Below are 16,682 nucleotides of genomic sequence, written 5' to 3'. Positions count from 1 at the left end.
AGCTGAGATTTCGCTGAGCCACTGAGGGGCAGATCATGGACGGCGAACGGTTGGAGCTGCTCGCATCCATCGATCGGCACGAGGCCGTCCTGCGGCGTGCGATCACCCGGGCCGGGCCGGACCCGCTGTTCGACAGTGGCCTGACCATGCAACAGCTCCGCGTACTGCTGCTGCTCGACACGGACGGCCCCCTCCCGCAGGGCGATCTCGCCCACGCCCTCGGTGTGGCCCTGCCCACCGTCACCGGCATCGTGGATCGGCTGGTCGGGCGCAAGCTGGTGCACCGCATCGAGAACGCCGGTGATCGCCGGGTCCGGCTCGCGGGCCTCACCCCCGAGGGCCTCGCCCTCATCGAACAGATCGCCGCGGCCGGCCAGAAGCGGCGCCGGCGGTTGCTCATGCGCATCGACGTCGATGCCCTGCGCGGGCTCGAACGGGGACTGGCCGCGCTGCGGGAGCTTGCCCAGGACGACTCACCGCGGCGACGCAGCCAGCCGTGACCCACGCCTCCCGAGCCGCAGGGCCACGGCGTCGGGGGGCGTCCAGCAGCGTGGCGGATCCACCGGACAGGCAGGCCATCTGCGTGCGCCGCGTCCTACCTCAGCGGACCATTGTTGATCAGGCCGCCGAGCGGGCCTTCGACGAAGCGGGGGTCCACGTCGGGCAGCTCGGTCTCCAGACCGTCTGCGCCCTCCGGCCTCGGCGCGTCGACGGCGTCGACCACCTGGGCCAACAGATCCTCGACGAGGGTGGTGACGGCGTTGACGCCCTGACCCAGGTCGTCAGGGGTGGAGACGCCGGCCATGGCAACTCCACCCCCGCCGACGACGGTGGCGCCGACGATCGCGGCGACGACGAACTGTTTGCGAGCCCTCATATTCGATCTCCTCACATGTTCTCCGCGCCGGCGTAGATCGCCTCGCGGATCCGGTTGTAGGTGCCGCACCGGCAGATGTTGCGGATCTCCTCGATCGCCGAGTCGTCGAGCTTGCGACCCTCCTCCGCGCACTGCCGGACCTTCGCCACCGCGGCCATGATCTGACCGGGCTGGCAGTAGCCGCACTGCGCGACGTCCTTCTCGATCCAGGCCTCCTGCATCGGGTGCAGGTCGCTGTCGACGGTGTCGGCGAGGCCCTCGATCGTGGTGATCTCGTCGTCGGCGTCGATGTCACCGACCGTGACCGAGCAGGGGTTGAAGGCCTTGCCGTTGATGTGGCTGGTGCAGGCCTTGCACACGTTGATGCCGCAGCCGTACTTCGGGCCGGTGACGCCGAGCAGGTCGCGGATCACCCAGAGCAGGCGGACGTCGTCCTCGGTCTCGACGGTGACGGAGTCGCCGTTGAGGTTGAAGGTCTGTGTAGGCATGTCTCGCTCCTCAGAAGGTGAACTGCAGGCCGTCGGTCGGCGACTGCGGGACGGGCGGCACGACCGGCTTGGGCTCGTACGGGAACGGGTCCTTGTGGTTGATCGGGAAGTACTCCGGGGTGATGCCGGTGGCCCGCCGGTAGGCGTTGGCCACCGCGGCGCCGGTGGAGGCCACGCCGGCCTCGCCGATGCCGCCGGGCTCGGGGAACCCGGAGTCGACGATGTGGATGTCCATCTCGATCGGGGTGTTCCACTGCCGGGTGTAGAAGTAGTTGTCCCAGCTCGCCTCGACGAAGTACCCGTCGGTCAGGTGGAGGCTGGCCGTGAGGATGTTGGCGATGGCGTCGTTGATGCCGCCCATCATCTGGGCCTCGATACCGCGCGGGTTGATGGCCAGGCCGGGGTCGATCGCGAAGGTCACCTTGGTGACGCGCGGGCCGGTGATGCCCTCGCGGATCGGCCGGTTCACCGTCTCCGGGCGGCAGTCGATCTCGACGAGGCAGGCCGACACGCCCTTGTACTCGAAGTGGAAGCCGATCCCCTGGGCGGTGCCCTCCGGCATCGACTTCCCCCAGTCGCCCTCCTCGGCGACCTTGTCGAGCACGCCGCGCGCCCGGTCGGACTTGAGGAACTCCCGGCGGAACTCGTAGGGGTCCTTGCCCATCTGCTCGGCGATCTGGTCGACCATGAGCTCGCGGGCGGCGGTGACGTCGGGGGAGTAGATGTTGCGGGTGGACTGCGTGTTGAACCGCAGGTCGACCTCGTTGAGCAACCGGGTGCTCACCCCGAAGTTGTAGTGCGTCACCTGCGTCAGCTCGAAGATGGACTGGGACAGCGTGTAATTCGCGGCCGGCAGTCTGAACACCGCCGCGGTCAGCGGCTCGCCGAGACCCGGGTTGGTCTCGGTCGCTACGCTGGCGTGACGCTGCTCGAAGCTGACCACCGTGTCCCCGGCGACAACGGCGCGCACCCGCGAGGTGCACAGCGGATGCACGCGCCCGACGCGCGAGTCGTCGGCGCGGTGCCACATCAGCTTGACGGGCTTGCCCATCTTCTGCGAGATCTCGGCGGCCTCGAGCGCGGCGTCGAAGAACAGCTTGCGGCCGAACGAGCCACCGCCCTCGATGACGTGGAAGGTGACCGCGCTCGTCGGCAGGCCGATCACTTTGGCGATCTCGGCCTGCGCGGCGATGGGGTTCTTCGCCGGGCCCCAGATCTCGGCCCTCCCGTCGCGCACGTCGGCGATGGCGGAGTTGGTCTCCAGGGACGCGCCGCTGCGGAAGTAGAACGTGTGCTCGCTCTCCAGGCTCTCGCCGACCACCCCGGCCGGGACGACGAGCGGCAGCTCGGCCGCCTTGATCTCGGCGAGCACCGAGTCGTCGTTGGCGCCCTCGGCGGTCCCGGAGCCCCACCGGGCCCGCAGCACCTGGATCGCGTCGATGCACTGGCCGAAGGTCAGCGCACGGACCGCGATGCCCGTGCCGACCACCTCGACGTCGGTGACGCCCGGCATCCGCCGGACCTCGTCGATGTTGTCCACGCCGTCCGGTGTGCCGTTGAGCGTGGGTGCCCGGCAGACCATGGTCGGCAGCGCGTCGGGAATGGCCAGGTCGGTGACGAACTTTTTCGCCCCGGTCACCATCGCGACCTGGTCGGACTTGTTGCGCGGCCTCCCGACGACCGTGAACTCCTCGCGCGGCTTGAGGAGGACCTCCACCTCCTCCGTCACGTCGGTGCCCGCGACCTCGGCCAGGTCACCGATCGGGATCACCGCCCCGACGGTGCTGGTGATCAGGCCCGCCCGGCTGGTCAGCAGGCTGACCTCCTGCTCCAGCTGGGCCGCTGCCGCGTCGAGCAGCCGCTTGTTGGCGATCGCGGCCGCCACCCGGATCGGGGTGTAGGTGGTGAAGGTGGTGCTCGACCCGGCGGTGATCTGGTTGAACAGCAGCTCCGGGCGGGCATCGGCGAGGGTGACGATCACCTGGTCGGGATCGAGGCCCATCTCCTCCGCGATGATCATCTGAGTGGAGGTGATGATGCCCTGCCCGTTGTCCGAGCGGGGGAGTTCGAAAGAGACCGTGCTGTCGCGGTTGACCGTGATACGGATCAGATTCGCCGTCGCGCGGGATGTCTCGCGCAGGAGATCGAGCAGATCGTAGGCCTCCGGGACCTGCGGGGGCGACACGAGCGGGCTCGCGACTGCGGTCGGGCCCAGCCCGAGCGACTGGCGCCCCATCTCCGCGGCCACCACCAGCGTCGGGGCAGCGATGACGAAACCGAGGAACTTCCGTCGGCTGACGTCGACACGCGGGCGGGCAGGTCGCGGTGTAGCGGCAGTGCGGTGGTGGGCCATCCGGGAGGTCCTCTTCCTGGCAGACGACGGGCTGGAGCCCGGCCCGGTGGAAGCCGGGCGGTGAGCGGTGAGCGGGCACTGTCCTGGTCCTGGGTACGGCGACCCGAGGCACAAGCACTTTCCACGGAGCTAACGATTAACCGGACCGGAAGGTTCGCCCCGCTGTCGACACGGCGCAGTTGCCCTACGAGCCGCAGCTCTCCGTCGCCGAGCACCTGCACGAGGACCCGGGTCTTCCACGCTGAGGCGCCGGGCCTGCCGATACCGCGAACCGGCGGTTCCTCTCACAACCGCCACCGACCCGTCGCTCACCTGCGGTCGTAACGGCAGCCTGGCGCGCCCGTCACCTGGACCGACAGGGGGATCAGCGCAGACGTCCTCACCGGGAGCTGCGCGACACGACGGGGGCGGCGGCCCGCACATCTGAGAGAGCGTCTGTGGACTCGCAGCCGTCGGCCTGTTGATGGGCTCCGTGATGCTCCGCCCACCCGAACGGGACGGCCCCGACCAGGACCGGGACAAGGCCCGCGGCCTGCGGGTTCTACCCGACCTTGTCGCCGACCGACGCGCAGTCTCGGGTCGTCGAGCCGCTACTACCCGCCCCGGGCAACACCCGCGGCAAGGGCGGGCCGCCGGAGAGACACCCCTGCCGCTTGGTCCTGGACGCGATCTTCTACCTGGTGGTCGGCGGGATCGCCTCGGCGGCGCTCCCGCACGACTTCCTGCCCGCCAAGACCGTCTACGGCCTCTACTCCCTCTGCGTCAATACGAGGCCTGGCTCCCCATCCACGGCGCCTTGCGCGACCTGGTCCGCTTACACGAGGGCCGCGACCCCGCCCCGACCGCTGCGATCATCGGCTCCCAGAGCCTTCGCGGCGCCGACATGTCACGGCGCCTCTCCCGCACCGGCGACTGGTGACCGAGTTCCGAGCCGCACTCTTGGCGATGGAGGCGGGCGGCACCGACCCGAGTGTGGCTGTCGACGAGCCCGCCCGCGGTGACGGCATCGAGTTCGCGCCGTCCTCCCGAGGCGGTGGCGTGCCCTGGACGAGGGAGCCCGCGCCAGGGCTGGCCCCGGGGAGTGCTGGTCAGGGCGCCAGCCGCTGTGCCAGCGCAGCCAGCCTGTCGACGCCCTCACACTCCAGGGCGGGCAGGGCGGCCGCGGTGCGGCGCACGCCCGCGAGGCGATCGACGGCCGGGGCCGGCCCGACCGCCGCCGCCGCGGTCTGCGACCACGTCTCGGCGAGCCGCCGGTACACCTGGGCCGCCTCGAGCACCACCGGATCGCCGAGCCAGCCGCCGACATCGGCCAGGAAATCCGCCTGCAACCGCCGGAACAACCCGCCGCCGGTACCCGCCTTCTCCACGAACACCTGCAGGCTGAACAGCGCACGATCCAGCGCAGCCCCCGGGAACTGCTCGGCCCAGAGATCGAGATCGGCCACGAACGCCGCGACCCCGGCGGCCCCGACGGCGGCCGTCGGACCCATCGACGGGACCGGGTCGGACATCCCGTGCACCGCCTCCGCACACGCCCTCGCCACCGCCATCCGCAGGTCCGGGAGCGCGTCGGGGAAGCCGAGCCGGAAGCAGGTGTGCCGGGTGGGCATCGGGAAGCCAACGGCCGAGCGGGCCCGCGCCAGGTCGTCGCGGCCGATCGTCTGCGACTCCGCGCGGTCGTTGTCCACCACGACGACCGTGCCCGCGTCGTCGTCGTAGCCGATGACGACGATGTCGTGGCGGCTCATCCGCATCTTCACCCGCAGATAGGGCAGCTCGGCCATCTCGGCCCAGCACAGGACCGGGCGGCCCGCATCGAGCTCGTCGCGCACCCACTCCCAGCCCAGCACCGGATCGTCGGTGCAGCGCATCTCCTCGGCGATGCCGAGGTTCGCACTGAACTGCTCGGTCAACGAAGGGCCCCGCCCGACGAGGTAGAACGGGGTCCCGAGGCCGGGGCCACGCAGATAGCTGAAGCTCAGGCTGCCGCCCAGCCCGAACACCGCCCCCTCGCCCATCGGCTCGTCGGCATAGCTCAGGCCCGCCCATTCGAGCAGGTCACGCAGCGCCCCGGACCCGCAGTGCCCGCCGATCCGGTGCGGGTACCCGGCGACCATCGAGCCGCCCATCAGGCACCCCGTGCCATCGTGTCGAGCACCGACGGGCCGGGCGGGCTCGTGTCCGACATCGTCGTGTCGGGTCGTGCGGCGCGGAACCTGGAGACCGCGTCCGCCCCGTCGACCGAGCCGAACCGTTCGAAATGCGCGAGATCCACCGTGACGAACACGGCGTGCGCGGTGAACCGCACCACGCCGTCGGCGGCGCGCCCCTCGGCCGCCATCGTCAACCGGCGGCCGTCCCGACTCACGAGCCTGCCCACCAGCCGGTGCGGCTCCCCCACCGGCACCGGTGCGAGGTACTCCACCTGCAGGCTGCGGGTGACGGCCGGCTGGTGCAGCACGTAGAGCAGGAACGCCACCAGGTCGTCGCAGGCCGACGCCAGCACTCCCCCGTGCACGACACCGTGGGCACCGGCATGCTTCGGCTCGAAGCACACGTCGGCCAGCACCTCGTCGCCGACGCGGTAGACCTGCAGCGCGACCCCGGCCGGGTTGTCCGGGCCGCAGCCGAAGCAGCGGTCCCCGTGCGGGTCGAGCAGTACCGCGTCTGCTGGACGCGGAGGGAGCTCCGTCATCGGTGGACCCTTCGTTGCCGTGTGTCCGTCTTCTTGACAGCATGCCACCATCTGTCAGGCTGCCATCATGGCACAGCGACAGCATCGGTTCCCGGGTGTCACGCGCCACCTGCTGCGCGAGGCCGTGATCGACGCCGCTGCCGAGGTCGCCGGCCGATCCGACTGGGGGTCGCTGCGGATGGGCGACGTGGCGGTCGCGGTGGGCATCAGCCGGCAGACCCTCTACGCGGAGTTCGGCTCGAAGCCTGCGCTGGTCCGCGCGGTCGTGCTCCGACGTACCGACCGGCTCCTCGGTGCGCTGTCCGCCGTCCTCGCGGGAACGGGCGGCGACGAGCAGGAGGCGGTCCGCACGTGCTGCCGGTTCGTGCTGAACGCGGCCCGGGACGACCCCATGGTCACCTGCCTGCTCACCGGAGCGGAGAGCGGCCTGCTCGACCTGGTCACCACCGACTCGGCCCCGATCATCGACCGAGCCACCGCGGCCCTCACCGGCCACGTCCTGCGACGCCGGCCTGCGGCGGACCCGCGCCGGGTGGCAGTGGCCGCCGACGCGCTGGCCCGGCTGCTGGTCAGCCACGTGGTGCTGCCCGACCGCGACGTGGACACCGTGGCCGGCGAGATCGCCGAACTGGTCGGGCCCTACCTCCGGGAGGTCCTCTCGACCGGGTGAACCGGATGCGGCGCTCTCCCGGGTCCGTGCGGCGTCAGCCCGACGCCGCGAGACCCGACCGCGTCGGGTCCAGAGGGAACCGGCTCTCCGGGGCCGGCACGCCCGGCCCGAGCACCAGACCGATCATCGTACGGGCGACGTCCTCCGGTGTATCCCGCACGGGGTCCATCCACTTGTAGACCCAACTAGTCATGCCCAGCAGCGCGTGGGCGGCGTGCCTGGCGTCCAGCCGGGTCGGGCCGTCCGCCACGGTCGCGGCCTCGACGACCTCCGCGATACGCCGCACGTAGGCCCGCTCCTTGCGCCGGATGTCGGCGTCGAAGCTGTCGTCCAGTCGCGGACGCTGGTCGAAGAACACGGCGAACAGGCTCGGCTCCTCGGAGACCATCCGCACCTGGTGAGCGATGAGCGCGGCCAGCCGTTCCCGAGGATCAGGGATGCCGGACATCGCGTCCAGACGGTGCAGTGACAGGGTGATCGCCCGATCGAAGATCAGGTAGAGCAGCTGGGCCTTGCTGCGTACGTAGTGGTACAGGCTGGCCTTGCTCAACCCGAGCACGGCCGCCACGTCGTCGAGCGAGCCGGCGTCGAATCCGCGTTCGTGGAAGACCACGGTGGCGGTATCGATGATCTCCTCGAGACGTCTGCGGTACTCCGGCGACGGTTCGGTCAACCGGGGACGGCCCGGGCGGCGCCGCGGCACAGCAGGGTCGGTGTCGCGATCGGCCGCTGCCGCCATCGCTCGCCCCTCCGTCCGCCGAGTAGCCGGTCACGATCCAGTCTAGTGCGGCGTGACGGCGCCTCTCCCCCGGGCGCTCCGTACCGGGCTCAGGCCGGTCCGGCCGCCGAGAGCCGCCGCTCCACCTCGTGGCGCTGGATCTTGCCCGTGGTGCTGCGCGGCAGGTCGGCCTCGTCGACGAAGTGGACGGCTCGGGGGATCTTGTAAGCGGCGATCAGCCCGCGCAGCCGTCCGAGCAGATCCTCCGCGGAGGGGTCGGCACCGTCGGCCCGCGCCACGACCGCAACCGGCACCTCGCCCCAGCGCTCGTCGGCGCGGCGCACGACCACGGCGTCGGCGACCCGCTCGTCGGCGAGCAGATGCCGCTCGATCTCGGCGGGGTAGATGTTCTCCCCACCTGACTTGATCATGTACTTGACCCGGTCGACGAAGTCGAGCGCGCCGTCGGCCTGGCGGACGAAGCAGTCTCCGGTGTGGAACCAGCCGCCCCGGAAGTCCTCGGCGTTGACCTGCGGGGCCGACCAGTACCCGCTGAACAACGTCGGACCGCGGAAAGCCAGCTCCCCCGGCGCGCCGTCGGGGACGTCCCGGTCGTCCGCGTCCACCAGCCGGACCATGCCCAGGGGGCTCTGGCGCTTCGGAAGCGTCGCGGGGGCCGCACCGACGCCGATCCGGTTCGCGGACGCCGGCGCGAGCCCGCACTCGGTCGAGCCGAACGTGTTGGCGTAAGGGCAGTCCAGCAGTGCGGTCAGTGCCGCGATCTGCCGGCGCGGCACCAGATCGGCCATCGCCCCGACCAGCCGGACCCCACGCACCGGGCGCGCCCCGTCCTCGCCGGTCAGGGCACCCAGCAACTGCTCGATCATCCCCGGCATCGCGACCAGCCAGCTGAGCCGGTGGTGTTCCAGCGCGGCCGTGATCGCGTCGAGGTCCAGCCCGTCGCAGACCACGACCCGCCCGCCGAGCATCAGGGTGATCAGGCTCTGGTCGGTGGACGCCATGTGGAACATCGGCGCCCAGGCCACGAAGGCGTCCTCGCAGGTCGCGCCGGTGACCGTCGCGAACAGCCCCGCGCGGGCGATCATCGCGCGGTGGCTGATCAGGGCTCCCTTGGGCGGCCCGGTCGTACCGCTGGTGTAGAGGATGGTGAGCCCGTCCTCGGGGTCGACGCGCCCGGCAGCGCCCGGCGCGACCGGCCCGGCGGCGGCCAGCAGGCCGTCGAGCTCGTCGCCGAGCAGCACGACGTGGCGCACGCCGTGCGCCACAACGGCCAGTGCGGGCCGGAACCGGGGTGAGACCACGACCAACGACGGCTCGACCAGCCGGATGCAGTGCTCCAGTTCGGCCGGCAGCAGCCGCCAGTTGAGGCAGGCCGTGATCGCTCCCAGCCGCCCGGCGGCCAGTTCCAGCTCGAGGTACTCGTGGCGGTTCTCCGCGAGCACCGCGACCCGGTCCCCGTGCCGCACGCCGTACGTCAGCAGCACCCCGGCCAGCCGCGCGACCCGGTCGTCGAGCTCGCGGTAGGACCAGGTCCGCCCGGCCTCCTCGAGCGCCACCTGGTCGGGGGCGCTGCGCGCCTGCTCGGCGACCAGCTCGCCGACCGTCACCGAGAAGCTCTGCGACCCCACACCGAGCCCGGCTGCGGTCATCGGTGTACCCACCCCGTTCCGCCCCGGCCCCTGTGTTGCGCGCGTCCCACCTCGCTAGCCCGCCAGCGTCGGCATCCCGACCGTACGGAGGTGCCCCAGGCTCGTCAACGGGCCGGTCGGCAGCATTGACCCGCACGACGACGAACTCGGTCGGTATCGGCTCAGCACGTCAGCGATGCGCCACCGCCCGTCGCCCAGATCGGCAGTTCGGCCGTGCGCGGGGAGCGCACGCCGACGGCGTTCAGCGCACGGCGGACATCGGGCCGGCCTCCGACCCGAGCCGGGCACGTAGTGCCGGATCGGCGTGCGCACGGCTCAGCAGGTCGAGAACCAGCAACGGGTCGGCATCGAGCCGGTCGACCGGTAGCGGCAGCCCGCCACTCCAGGCCGGGACCTCCTCGGCCGACCACGGCCCGTCCGTCCCACGTCGGCGCATGGCGGATCCGGTCGTCACGACCCCTATCAGACGCCCGCGGTACGGTGATCGGGCCACGATGGACACGACGGTGTCCCAGTCCACGGCCACCGACCCGGACGGCGAGCGGTACTCGATCCCGGCCGGCACGACGACCAGCGCCTCGGCCCCGCGCAACCGGCGGACCGCGGCCGCGACCGGCCAGGCGGCGCCGAGCAACCCGACGCACGACACGATCCACGCCGGGCCGGGCGCCAGGAGCAGAGCCGCGGCGGTCAGCGCGACCGCTCCCGCCACCACGGCCGAGGCGACCGCGACGCCACGGGCGCCGGGTACGGCGACCCCGTCCTCGTCGAAACGCTCGGAGCGCCCGCGGACCACGGTCAGCCGCCGCGGACGGTGCGCGGCGGCGGCGACGATCCCGATCACCGCATTGCCGACGAGCGCCACCCCGGCGAGCACGAGCACCGACCCGATCACGGACCCGACGTCGTCGCGACCGATGCTCACCACACCCGTCCAGAGCAGCAGCGCACCGAATCCGAGGACGAATCCCGAGCGCAGGACGAGTCCGGTCATCGACCGCTTCGGCCACTCCGCTGGCCAGCAGACCTCGGCAACGGCCTCGGACATCAGCGCCTCCCGCACTCGGACGCCGACACCGTACCGGACCCAGGGGCGGGTGCCGGATCGGTCCGGCCTCGTCAGAGCGTTCGCGAGATGATCTCCTTCATGATCTCGTTGGTCCCGCCGTAGATCTTCTGCACCCGCTGGTCGGTCCACGCACGGGCGATCCGGTACTCGCTCATGTAGCCGTAGCCACCGTGCAGCTGCACGCACTCGTCGATCACCCGCATCGCACGCTCACTGGTCCACCACTTGAGCATCGCGACCGTCGGGATGTCGAGCTCCCCGGCGAGGTGCTTGGTGATGCAGTCGTCGAGGAACACCCGGCACACCCGGGCCTCCGTCGCCGCCTCCGCCAGGGTGAATCGGGTGTTCTGGAACGAGAAGATCTCACGGCCGAACGCCGAGCGATCCTTGGTGTAGCGAACGGTCTCCCGCACGGCCATCTCCATCGCGGCCACCGAGGTGATCCCGATCAGCAGCCGCTCCTGGGGAAGCTGCTGCATCAGCTGGACGAAGCCCTGGCCCTCGGTACCGCCCAGCAGGTTCCCGACCGGGACGCGGACGTCGTCGAAGAACAGCTCGGCGGTGTCCTGGCCCTTGAGCCCGACCTTGTCCAGGATCCGCCCGCGGCGGAAGCCCGCGCGCTCGGCCTCCACGACGAGCAACGAGATCCCCTGCGCACCCGCCGCGGGGTCGGTCTTGGCCACCACGAGGACCACGTCGGCCTGGCCACCGTTGGTGATGAACGTCTTCGCGCCGTTCACCACGTAGTCGTCGCCCTCACGGGCCGCCTTCGTCTGCACGTTCTGGAGATCGGATCCGGTGCCGGGCTCGGTCATCGCGATGGCGCCGACCCACTCCCCACTGGCCAGCTTCGGAAGCCAGCCCAGCTTCTGCTCCTCGGTCCCGTAGGCGAGCACGTAGTGCGCCACGATCGCGTTGTGCAGGGCCACTCCCCAGCAGCTGTCCCCGCAGGCGGCCTGCTCCTCGATCAGCACGGCCTCGTGCGCGAAGTTGCCGCCGCCGCCGCCGTACTCCTCGGGAATCGACAGGCACAGCAGGCCGACCTCCCCCGCCTTGTTCCACAACTCCCGGTCGACCTGCTTCTGCTCCATCCAGCGGTCCTGGTGGGGAGCCAGCTCCTTCTCGCAGAACGTGCGGGCCATGTCGCGGAAGTCGTCGAGGTCGGTGTTCATCCACGGGGATCGGGTGGCACTCATGGTTCCTCCGGAGGGTCTGGATCGGACGTCAGGCCGGACGGCCCGGCGCGACGGGAAGGCGGGCGAGGCCGCGGAACGACAGGCCGGGACGCCAGGTCCCGGTGCCGGCGGCGGCCAGCTCGGGGAACCGGGCCAACAGGCGGGGGAACAGCTCGACCGCCTCCAAGCGGGCCAGCGGTGCACCCAGGCAGAAGTGCAGGCCGCCGCCGAACGAGAGGGGCGCGGCCTGACGGCGGGTGATGTGCAGGGATTCCGGATCGGTGTAGACCGCCGGGTCACGGTTGCCGGCGCCGAGCAGCATCAGGACGACCTGGCCTGCCGCGACCTCGATGTCCGCGACCGAAGTGTCGACCAGTGCCGTCCGGCCGTCGGTCTGCACCGGGGCGTCGAACCGCAGCATCTCCTCCACGGCGGACCCGGCCAGGCCGGGACGCTCACGCAGCAGGGCGGCCTGCGCCGGTGCCCCGAGCAACGCCGTCAGGCCGTTGCCGATCAGGTTGGTCGTGGTCTCGAAGCCCGCCGCGAACAGCAGGATCGCGGTTCCGACGCACTCGTCGTCGTCGAGCTGGTCCTCGCCGCGCGCGGTGGCGAGCCGGCTGAGCAGGTCGTCGCCCGGGCAGCGCCGCTTCTCGGCCAGCAGGTCGGCGACGTAGGCGGCGAGCTGATCCTCGGCGCGGACCGCGGCCTGCACCGCAGCGATGTCGGCGCTGGGCTCCAGCGGGGCGACCAGGTGCCGCACCCACGGCGCGGCGACCGCGAGGTCGACGTCCGGGACACCCAGCAGGTCGCCGATCACCCCGACCGGCAACGGCAGGGCCAGCTCGGTGACGACGTCGACGACGTCACGCCCGGCGAACCCGTCGAGCAGCGCGTCGATCCGCCGCACCACCGCCGGGCGCAGCGCCTCGACGTGCCGGGGGGTGAACACCGACGACACCAGCCGCCGCAGCCGGGTGTGGTCGGGCGGGTTGCGGAACAGCATGGTGCGGCGGAACCGGCGCAGAGCCTCTCGACGCAGGTCTTCGGGCACGGCGGCGAGTTGGAAGCCCAGCGACTCGTCCATCTTGCCCAGCGCCCGGTTGCGCAGCGCCGCCTCGCAGTCGCGGTACCCGCTGAGCACGAGCAGACCGGCGGCGGTCCGCAGCCGCGGTGCCCGTTCGCGCAGGCGCCGGTACCCGGCGTACGGGCCGGGGGCCCCGTGGTCGGTGAGCAGCACCTCCACCAGCGTCCGCTCCGCGTCCGGGTCGGCCCCCGCGAGCCCCTGTGCGATCACGCGGCGAGCCGGGTCAGGCGCACCGGGAGCCCGTCGGCCGGGACGGGCAGCGAGGTGTTGTCCCAGCGGGGTCGGTACCCGGGCTCGACGCTCCACCGATACGTCCGCAGCATCTCGTGCAGGATCGCGGTGACCTCCAGGGTCCCGAACGCCATCCCGATGCACTTGTGCACGCCACCCCCGAACGGGATCCAGGCGTCGCGATGCGACCTGTCCTCGTGGCGGGGCTCGGCGAACCTGTCCGGGTCGAAGGTGTCGGGGTCGGTCCAGCAGCCGGGGTCGAAGTGGTTCACCGCTCCGGCGACCAGTACCAGCGTGCCCCTGGGGATGTGGTGGCCCAGCAGGGCGGTGTCGGTGACCGTGCGGCGCATGACGACCGGGACGGGGGCGACGAGCCGCAGCGACTCCTTGACCACCAGATCGAGCGTGCGCAAGGTGCGCAGGGCGGCCATGTCCAGGGGCGCGTCACCCAGGGCGAGTGACTCCTCGCGCGCCCGTTCCTGCCACTGCGGGTTCGCCGCGAGGTAGTAGGCCGCGGCAGCGCTGGTGATGGTGGAGGTGTCGTGCGCCGCCATCATCAGGAAGATCATGTGGTTGATGACGTCGGTGTCGCTGAATGCCTCCCCGTCCGGTGTACGGGCCTGGCACAACGCCGAGAACAGATCGTGCCCCGGTTGCGCGCGCTTGCCCGGCAGGTTCTCCGCGAAGTAGGTCTCCAGGACCGCCCGGCCACGCAACCCCGCGCGCCAGCGGGTGCCGGGCACGTCCCACTTCACCAGAGCGCTCGCCGCGCGTACGCAGTCGACGAACGCCCGGTTGATCCGCTCGGTCTCCGGCCCCGTGCGCTCGTCCATGAAGACCCTGGTCGCGACGTCGAGGGTCAGGCGCTTGAGCTCGGGGTAGATCCGGACCGGCCGGTCGGTGGGCCAGGTCGGAACGGTGTCGCGGGCGCACGGAATCGTCTGGTCGACGTAGCCGGCGAGCCGGTCGGCGGTGAAGGCCTGCTGCATGACGCGGCGGTGCGCGCGGTGCTCGTCGAAGTCGAGCAGCATCAGTCCACGCCCGAAGAACCGGTCGATCAGGTAGCGCCACCCGTCCTGCGAGTAGGCCTTGTCCGCGTTGGTCAGCACCGCACGGGTGGCGTCGGGGCCGGCGGCCATCACCACGCGCTCGCCCAGGAATCCGGCCCAGGACACCGGCCCGTAATGGGCGTGCCGGGCACGGGTGAAGTCACTGCCGTACCGGATGTACTCGAGCGTGCGCCCGAGCACCGGCAGTCCCTGGTCACCGGGAACGGCCGCCAAGCCGGGCGGCGCGGTCGCGAGATCGACCGCGCGACCTCGGGCCGCACCGCGCAGCACTGCGGCATCGACGGAAGCCGGCAACGGCGCCAGCAACACCGTGGACAGCCGCTCGCGAGCCGCCCGGACCATCTGCGGGACCATGAGTACCTCCGAACGAGTGAGTACCACGACGGTAGACGCAGAATGCCAACGTGTCCAATAGATTGACGTAGCGGGCTCTAGCGTCGAAACTGGATCCATGGTCACCCGTTCCCTCGCCGAGCGGACCCACCGACTCATGCGCGACGAGGCCCTCGACGTCGCCGCCCGCCTCCTCGTCACCGGTGGGTGGCGGGGCCTACGGCTGCAGGACGTCGCCGACCGGGTCGGGATCAGCAGGCAGACGCTCTACAACGAGTTCTCCAGCAAACAAGGGCTGGCCGCCGCCCTGGTCCTCCGGCTGACCGAACAGTTCCTCGACAGCGTGGAGGCGGCCCTGGGCGGCGAGCGGGACCTCTACACGGCCTGGGTCGCGGCCGTGCGGATGACGGTCCGGCGAGCGAGCGACGACCCCCTGCTTCGCGCCATCCTCACCGGCCGCGGCAGTGAGGAGCTCCTCCCCCTGCTCACCACGCAGAGCGAGCCGATCGTGCAGGCGGCGCGTGACCGGGCGAGCACCTTCCTGCTGCGACGCTGGCCCGACCTCGACCCGCGCGACGTCGCCACCGCGTCCGAGGTGGCCACCCGGCTCGCCATCAGCCACGTCGTGTCCCCGCTGCACGACGCTTCGGCGGTGGCCGAGCAGATCGCGACCGTGGTGACCCGCTTCCTCGGCCAGGATCAACCGGAGCCCTCCGCGGCCACGTAACCGAAGCCGACCTGCCAGCTCCGCCTGCTCAGTGCCCCGGGCGAGAGCGGGCCCGCGACACGGAGCGCGACCGCTGTGCGTGGGGCAGGGTGGATCCGTCCCGTCCCCCGGCCATGGTTGGCCGGGACGTATGACCTGCCCGTCAGACCGCCGCGGGGACCGCGTCGCTGGAGTGACCTGGAGCGAGCGAGGCGTCGGGGTCGAGATCGACCGCGGCGTTGTTGACCGCGGTGGCCACCTCGCCGAACCCGACCGCGATCAACTTGACCTTGCCGGGATAGGTGGTGACGTCGCCTGCTGCATAGACGCCGGGCAGGTTGGTGCGCATGCTGGTGTCGACTCTGATCGACCGGCCCTCCAGCTCCAGTCCCCAGTCCTTGATCGGCCCGAGGTTCATCAGGAAGCCCAGTGCCGCGACGACTACCTGGGCCCGGATCACCTCCGGCTCCCCGCCCTTGGCCTGGACCTCGATCCCGTCGACGGCGCCGTTGCCCCGCACCGCGTTCACCGTGGCGTCGAGGATCAACCGGCAGGAGCTGTCCCGGAGCAGCTGCACGGAGTGCTCGTGTGCGCGGAACTGCGTGCGGCGGTGCACCAGGGTGACGGAGGTGGCGCGCGGCAACGCCGCGAGTGCCCAGTCCACCGCCGAGTCGCCGCCGCCCACGACCACCACGTCCTTGCCGTCGAGCACGTCGAGCTGGGGCACGAAGTAGCGCAGCCCGCGGTCGAGGAAGCCCTCCGCCGAGCACGGCAGCGGCCGCGGGGTCACGGTGCCCACCCCGCTGGTGATCACGATCGCCCCGGCGCGGATCCGCCGTCCGGTGGCCGTGCGGACCGTCCACCGCTGCCCGGAGCGCTCCAGCTCCACCGCCTGCTCGCCCAGCACGTAGGTCGGGTCGAACTGCGCGGCCTGGCTCGCGAGGCCGTCGACCAGCTGCTGTCCCTGGACGGCGGGCAGGCCCGCGATGTCGTAGATGTTCTTCTCGGGGTAGATCGCGCTGACCTGGCCACCGAGCTGCGGCTGGGCGTCGAGTACCGCGGTGCGAAGCCCCCGGAAGCCCGCGTAGTAGGCGCCGTACAGGCCGGCCGGGCCGGCCCCGATCAACAGCAGGTCGACGTCGATGTCGTCGGGCATGGTGGTGGCTCCTTCGCGGACCTCAGTCCTCGTCCTTCTCGAATCCGGCGACGAAGCTGGTGTCGGTCAGCACATCGACGTTGGAGGAGCCGCCGGGCGATCCCACCTCGTCGAACATCGCCTTCGCGGACTCCTGGAAGGGCTTCCACTCCGCCGTGACCTTCTGGGCCGGGACGATCGCCTCGACCGGGCACACCGGTTCGCAGGCAGCGCAGTCGATGCATTCCGTGGGGTGGATGTAGAGCATCCGGCCACCCTCGTAGATGCAGTCGACCGGACACTCCTCGATGCACGACTTGTCCATGACGTCGACGCACGACGGGCCGATCACGAATGCCACGGGAACTCCTCGGGGGTAGGGGGACGGCGCCGGGCGCGCCGCGTGGA

At 71.4% G+C, this 16,682-nt stretch carries 17 protein-coding genes; 4 read left to right on the top strand and 13 right to left on the bottom strand.

Annotation, left to right across the window (positions count from 1 at the left end; all coding sequences use genetic code 11):
* Nucleotides 1-35: 35 nt before the first annotated feature.
* Nucleotides 36-500, top strand: a complete 465-nt coding sequence (locus H6H00_RS18540; RefSeq protein WP_185717008.1) for a MarR family winged helix-turn-helix transcriptional regulator — start codon at nt 36-38, stop codon at nt 498-500.
* A gap of 95 nt (nt 501-595) precedes the next feature.
* Here H6H00_RS18540 and H6H00_RS18535 read toward each other — a convergent pair whose 3' ends face one another.
* The 3 genes from H6H00_RS18535 to H6H00_RS18525 are packed head-to-tail and all read right to left on the bottom strand — an operon-like array spanning nt 596 to nt 3,718.
* The gene (locus H6H00_RS18535) at nt 596-877 is read right to left on the bottom strand and encodes a hypothetical protein (RefSeq protein ID WP_185717007.1); all 282 of its coding nucleotides are present in this window, start codon (nt 875-877) and stop codon (nt 596-598) included.
* Between the two features lie 11 nt (nt 878-888).
* Complete coding sequence (locus H6H00_RS18530; RefSeq protein ID WP_185717006.1) at nt 889-1,365, bottom strand: (2Fe-2S)-binding protein; 477 nt, start codon at nt 1,363-1,365, stop codon at nt 889-891.
* Nucleotides 1,366-1,375: 10 nt separating this feature from the next.
* The gene (locus tag H6H00_RS18525) at nt 1,376-3,718 is read right to left on the bottom strand and encodes a molybdopterin cofactor-binding domain-containing protein (protein WP_185717005.1); all 2,343 of its coding nucleotides are present in this window, start codon (nt 3,716-3,718) and stop codon (nt 1,376-1,378) included.
* A gap of 551 nt (nt 3,719-4,269) precedes the next feature.
* Between H6H00_RS18525 and H6H00_RS32870 the strand changes: the two genes are divergently transcribed.
* Nucleotides 4,270-4,719 carry a transposase gene (locus tag H6H00_RS32870; RefSeq protein ID WP_185717004.1) on the top strand — a complete coding sequence of 150 codons (450 nt, stop codon included), beginning with the start codon at nt 4,270-4,272 and terminating at the stop codon, nt 4,717-4,719.
* Nucleotides 4,720-4,806: 87 nt separating this feature from the next.
* On the opposite strand, the gene H6H00_RS18515 is transcribed toward H6H00_RS32870, so the two are convergent.
* Nucleotides 4,807-5,847 carry a BtrH N-terminal domain-containing protein gene (locus H6H00_RS18515; RefSeq protein WP_185717003.1) on the bottom strand — a complete coding sequence of 347 codons (1,041 nt, stop codon included), beginning with the start codon at nt 5,845-5,847 and terminating at the stop codon, nt 4,807-4,809.
* Nucleotides 5,847-6,413 carry a PaaI family thioesterase gene (locus tag H6H00_RS18510; protein WP_185717002.1) on the bottom strand — a complete coding sequence of 189 codons (567 nt, stop codon included), beginning with the start codon at nt 6,411-6,413 and terminating at the stop codon, nt 5,847-5,849. Before H6H00_RS18510 ends, H6H00_RS18515 begins: the two co-directional genes overlap by 1 nt.
* A 67-nt stretch (nt 6,414-6,480) precedes the next feature.
* Between H6H00_RS18510 and H6H00_RS18505 the strand changes: the two genes are divergently transcribed.
* Nucleotides 6,481-7,083, top strand: a complete 603-nt coding sequence (locus H6H00_RS18505) for a TetR/AcrR family transcriptional regulator (RefSeq protein ID WP_185717001.1) — start codon at nt 6,481-6,483, stop codon at nt 7,081-7,083.
* Between the two features lie 34 nt (nt 7,084-7,117).
* Here H6H00_RS18505 and H6H00_RS18500 read toward each other — a convergent pair whose 3' ends face one another.
* The 6 genes from H6H00_RS18500 to H6H00_RS18475 all read right to left on the bottom strand — a co-directional run bounded on the left by H6H00_RS18500 (nt 7,118) and on the right by H6H00_RS18475 (nt 14,454).
* A complete protein-coding gene (locus H6H00_RS18500; protein ID WP_221775584.1) occupies nt 7,118-7,756 on the bottom strand; it encodes a TetR/AcrR family transcriptional regulator in 639 nt (212 codons plus the stop codon).
* Between the two features lie 155 nt (nt 7,757-7,911).
* Complete coding sequence (locus H6H00_RS18495) at nt 7,912-9,471, bottom strand: class I adenylate-forming enzyme family protein (protein ID WP_185716999.1); 1,560 nt, start codon at nt 9,469-9,471, stop codon at nt 7,912-7,914.
* A 241-nt stretch (nt 9,472-9,712) separates the two neighbouring features.
* On the bottom strand, nt 9,713-10,519 hold the full coding sequence (locus H6H00_RS18490; protein ID WP_185716998.1) for a PH domain-containing protein: 807 nt from the start codon (nt 10,517-10,519) through the stop codon (nt 9,713-9,715).
* 71 nt (nt 10,520-10,590) lie between these two features.
* On the bottom strand, nt 10,591-11,736 hold the full coding sequence (locus H6H00_RS18485) for an acyl-CoA dehydrogenase family protein (protein ID WP_185716997.1): 1,146 nt from the start codon (nt 11,734-11,736) through the stop codon (nt 10,591-10,593).
* Between the two features lie 28 nt (nt 11,737-11,764).
* Nucleotides 11,765-13,009, bottom strand: coding sequence for a cytochrome P450 (locus tag H6H00_RS18480; protein ID WP_221775583.1), 1,245 nt, complete (start codon nt 13,007-13,009; stop codon nt 11,765-11,767).
* The gene (locus H6H00_RS18475; RefSeq protein WP_185722533.1) at nt 13,006-14,454 is read right to left on the bottom strand and encodes a cytochrome P450; all 1,449 of its coding nucleotides are present in this window, start codon (nt 14,452-14,454) and stop codon (nt 13,006-13,008) included. The genes H6H00_RS18480 and H6H00_RS18475 overlap by 4 nt, the downstream gene beginning before the upstream one ends.
* 97 nt (nt 14,455-14,551) lie before the next feature.
* On the opposite strand from H6H00_RS18475, the gene H6H00_RS18470 reads away from it, so the two are divergent.
* Nucleotides 14,552-15,160 carry a TetR/AcrR family transcriptional regulator gene (locus H6H00_RS18470; protein ID WP_185716996.1) on the top strand — a complete coding sequence of 203 codons (609 nt, stop codon included), beginning with the start codon at nt 14,552-14,554 and terminating at the stop codon, nt 15,158-15,160.
* 142 nt (nt 15,161-15,302) lie between these two features.
* Here the strand turns inward: H6H00_RS18470 and H6H00_RS18465 are convergent, their stop codons facing one another.
* Nucleotides 15,303-16,295 (bottom strand): NAD(P)/FAD-dependent oxidoreductase, encoded by a 993-nt coding sequence (locus H6H00_RS18465; protein WP_185716995.1) that lies wholly within the window; start codon nt 16,293-16,295, stop codon nt 15,303-15,305.
* A gap of 22 nt (nt 16,296-16,317) precedes the next feature.
* The gene (fdxA, locus tag H6H00_RS18460) at nt 16,318-16,635 is read right to left on the bottom strand and encodes a ferredoxin (RefSeq protein WP_185716994.1); all 318 of its coding nucleotides are present in this window, start codon (nt 16,633-16,635) and stop codon (nt 16,318-16,320) included.
* Nucleotides 16,636-16,682 lie beyond the last annotated feature (47 nt).

The sequence above is a fragment of the Pseudonocardia petroleophila genome (assembly GCF_014235185.1).
Taxonomy (GTDB): domain Bacteria; phylum Actinomycetota; class Actinomycetes; order Mycobacteriales; family Pseudonocardiaceae; genus Pseudonocardia; species Pseudonocardia petroleophila.
This window is presented reverse-complemented; position numbering and strand designations above follow the sequence as displayed.

What these genes read in the sequence shown, in the direction of transcription:
- H6H00_RS18540 (WP_185717008.1), top strand. Translation starts at nt 36, where the DNA reads ATGGACGGCGAACGGTTGGAGCTGCTCGCATCCATCGATCGGCACGAG.
- H6H00_RS18535 (WP_185717007.1), bottom strand. Translation starts at nt 877, where the DNA reads ATGAGGGCTCGCAAACAGTTCGTCGTCGCCGCGATCGTCGGCGCCACC.
- H6H00_RS18530 (WP_185717006.1), bottom strand. Translation starts at nt 1,365, where the DNA reads ATGCCTACACAGACCTTCAACCTCAACGGCGACTCCGTCACCGTCGAG.
- H6H00_RS18525 (WP_185717005.1), bottom strand. Translation starts at nt 3,718, where the DNA reads ATGGCCCACCACCGCACTGCCGCTACACCGCGACCTGCCCGCCCGCGT.
- H6H00_RS18515 (WP_185717003.1), bottom strand. Translation starts at nt 5,847, where the DNA reads ATGGGCGGCTCGATGGTCGCCGGGTACCCGCACCGGATCGGCGGGCAC.
- H6H00_RS18510 (WP_185717002.1), bottom strand. Translation starts at nt 6,413, where the DNA reads ATGACGGAGCTCCCTCCGCGTCCAGCAGACGCGGTACTGCTCGACCCG.
- H6H00_RS18505 (WP_185717001.1), top strand. Translation starts at nt 6,481, where the DNA reads ATGGCACAGCGACAGCATCGGTTCCCGGGTGTCACGCGCCACCTGCTG.
- H6H00_RS18495 (WP_185716999.1), bottom strand. Translation starts at nt 9,471, where the DNA reads ATGACCGCAGCCGGGCTCGGTGTGGGGTCGCAGAGCTTCTCGGTGACG.
- H6H00_RS18490 (WP_185716998.1), bottom strand. Translation starts at nt 10,519, where the DNA reads ATGTCCGAGGCCGTTGCCGAGGTCTGCTGGCCAGCGGAGTGGCCGAAG.
- H6H00_RS18485 (WP_185716997.1), bottom strand. Translation starts at nt 11,736, where the DNA reads ATGAGTGCCACCCGATCCCCGTGGATGAACACCGACCTCGACGACTTC.
- H6H00_RS18475 (WP_185722533.1), bottom strand. Translation starts at nt 14,454, where the DNA reads ATGGTCCCGCAGATGGTCCGGGCGGCTCGCGAGCGGCTGTCCACGGTG.
- H6H00_RS18470 (WP_185716996.1), top strand. Translation starts at nt 14,552, where the DNA reads ATGGTCACCCGTTCCCTCGCCGAGCGGACCCACCGACTCATGCGCGAC.
- H6H00_RS18465 (WP_185716995.1), bottom strand. Translation starts at nt 16,295, where the DNA reads ATGCCCGACGACATCGACGTCGACCTGCTGTTGATCGGGGCCGGCCCG.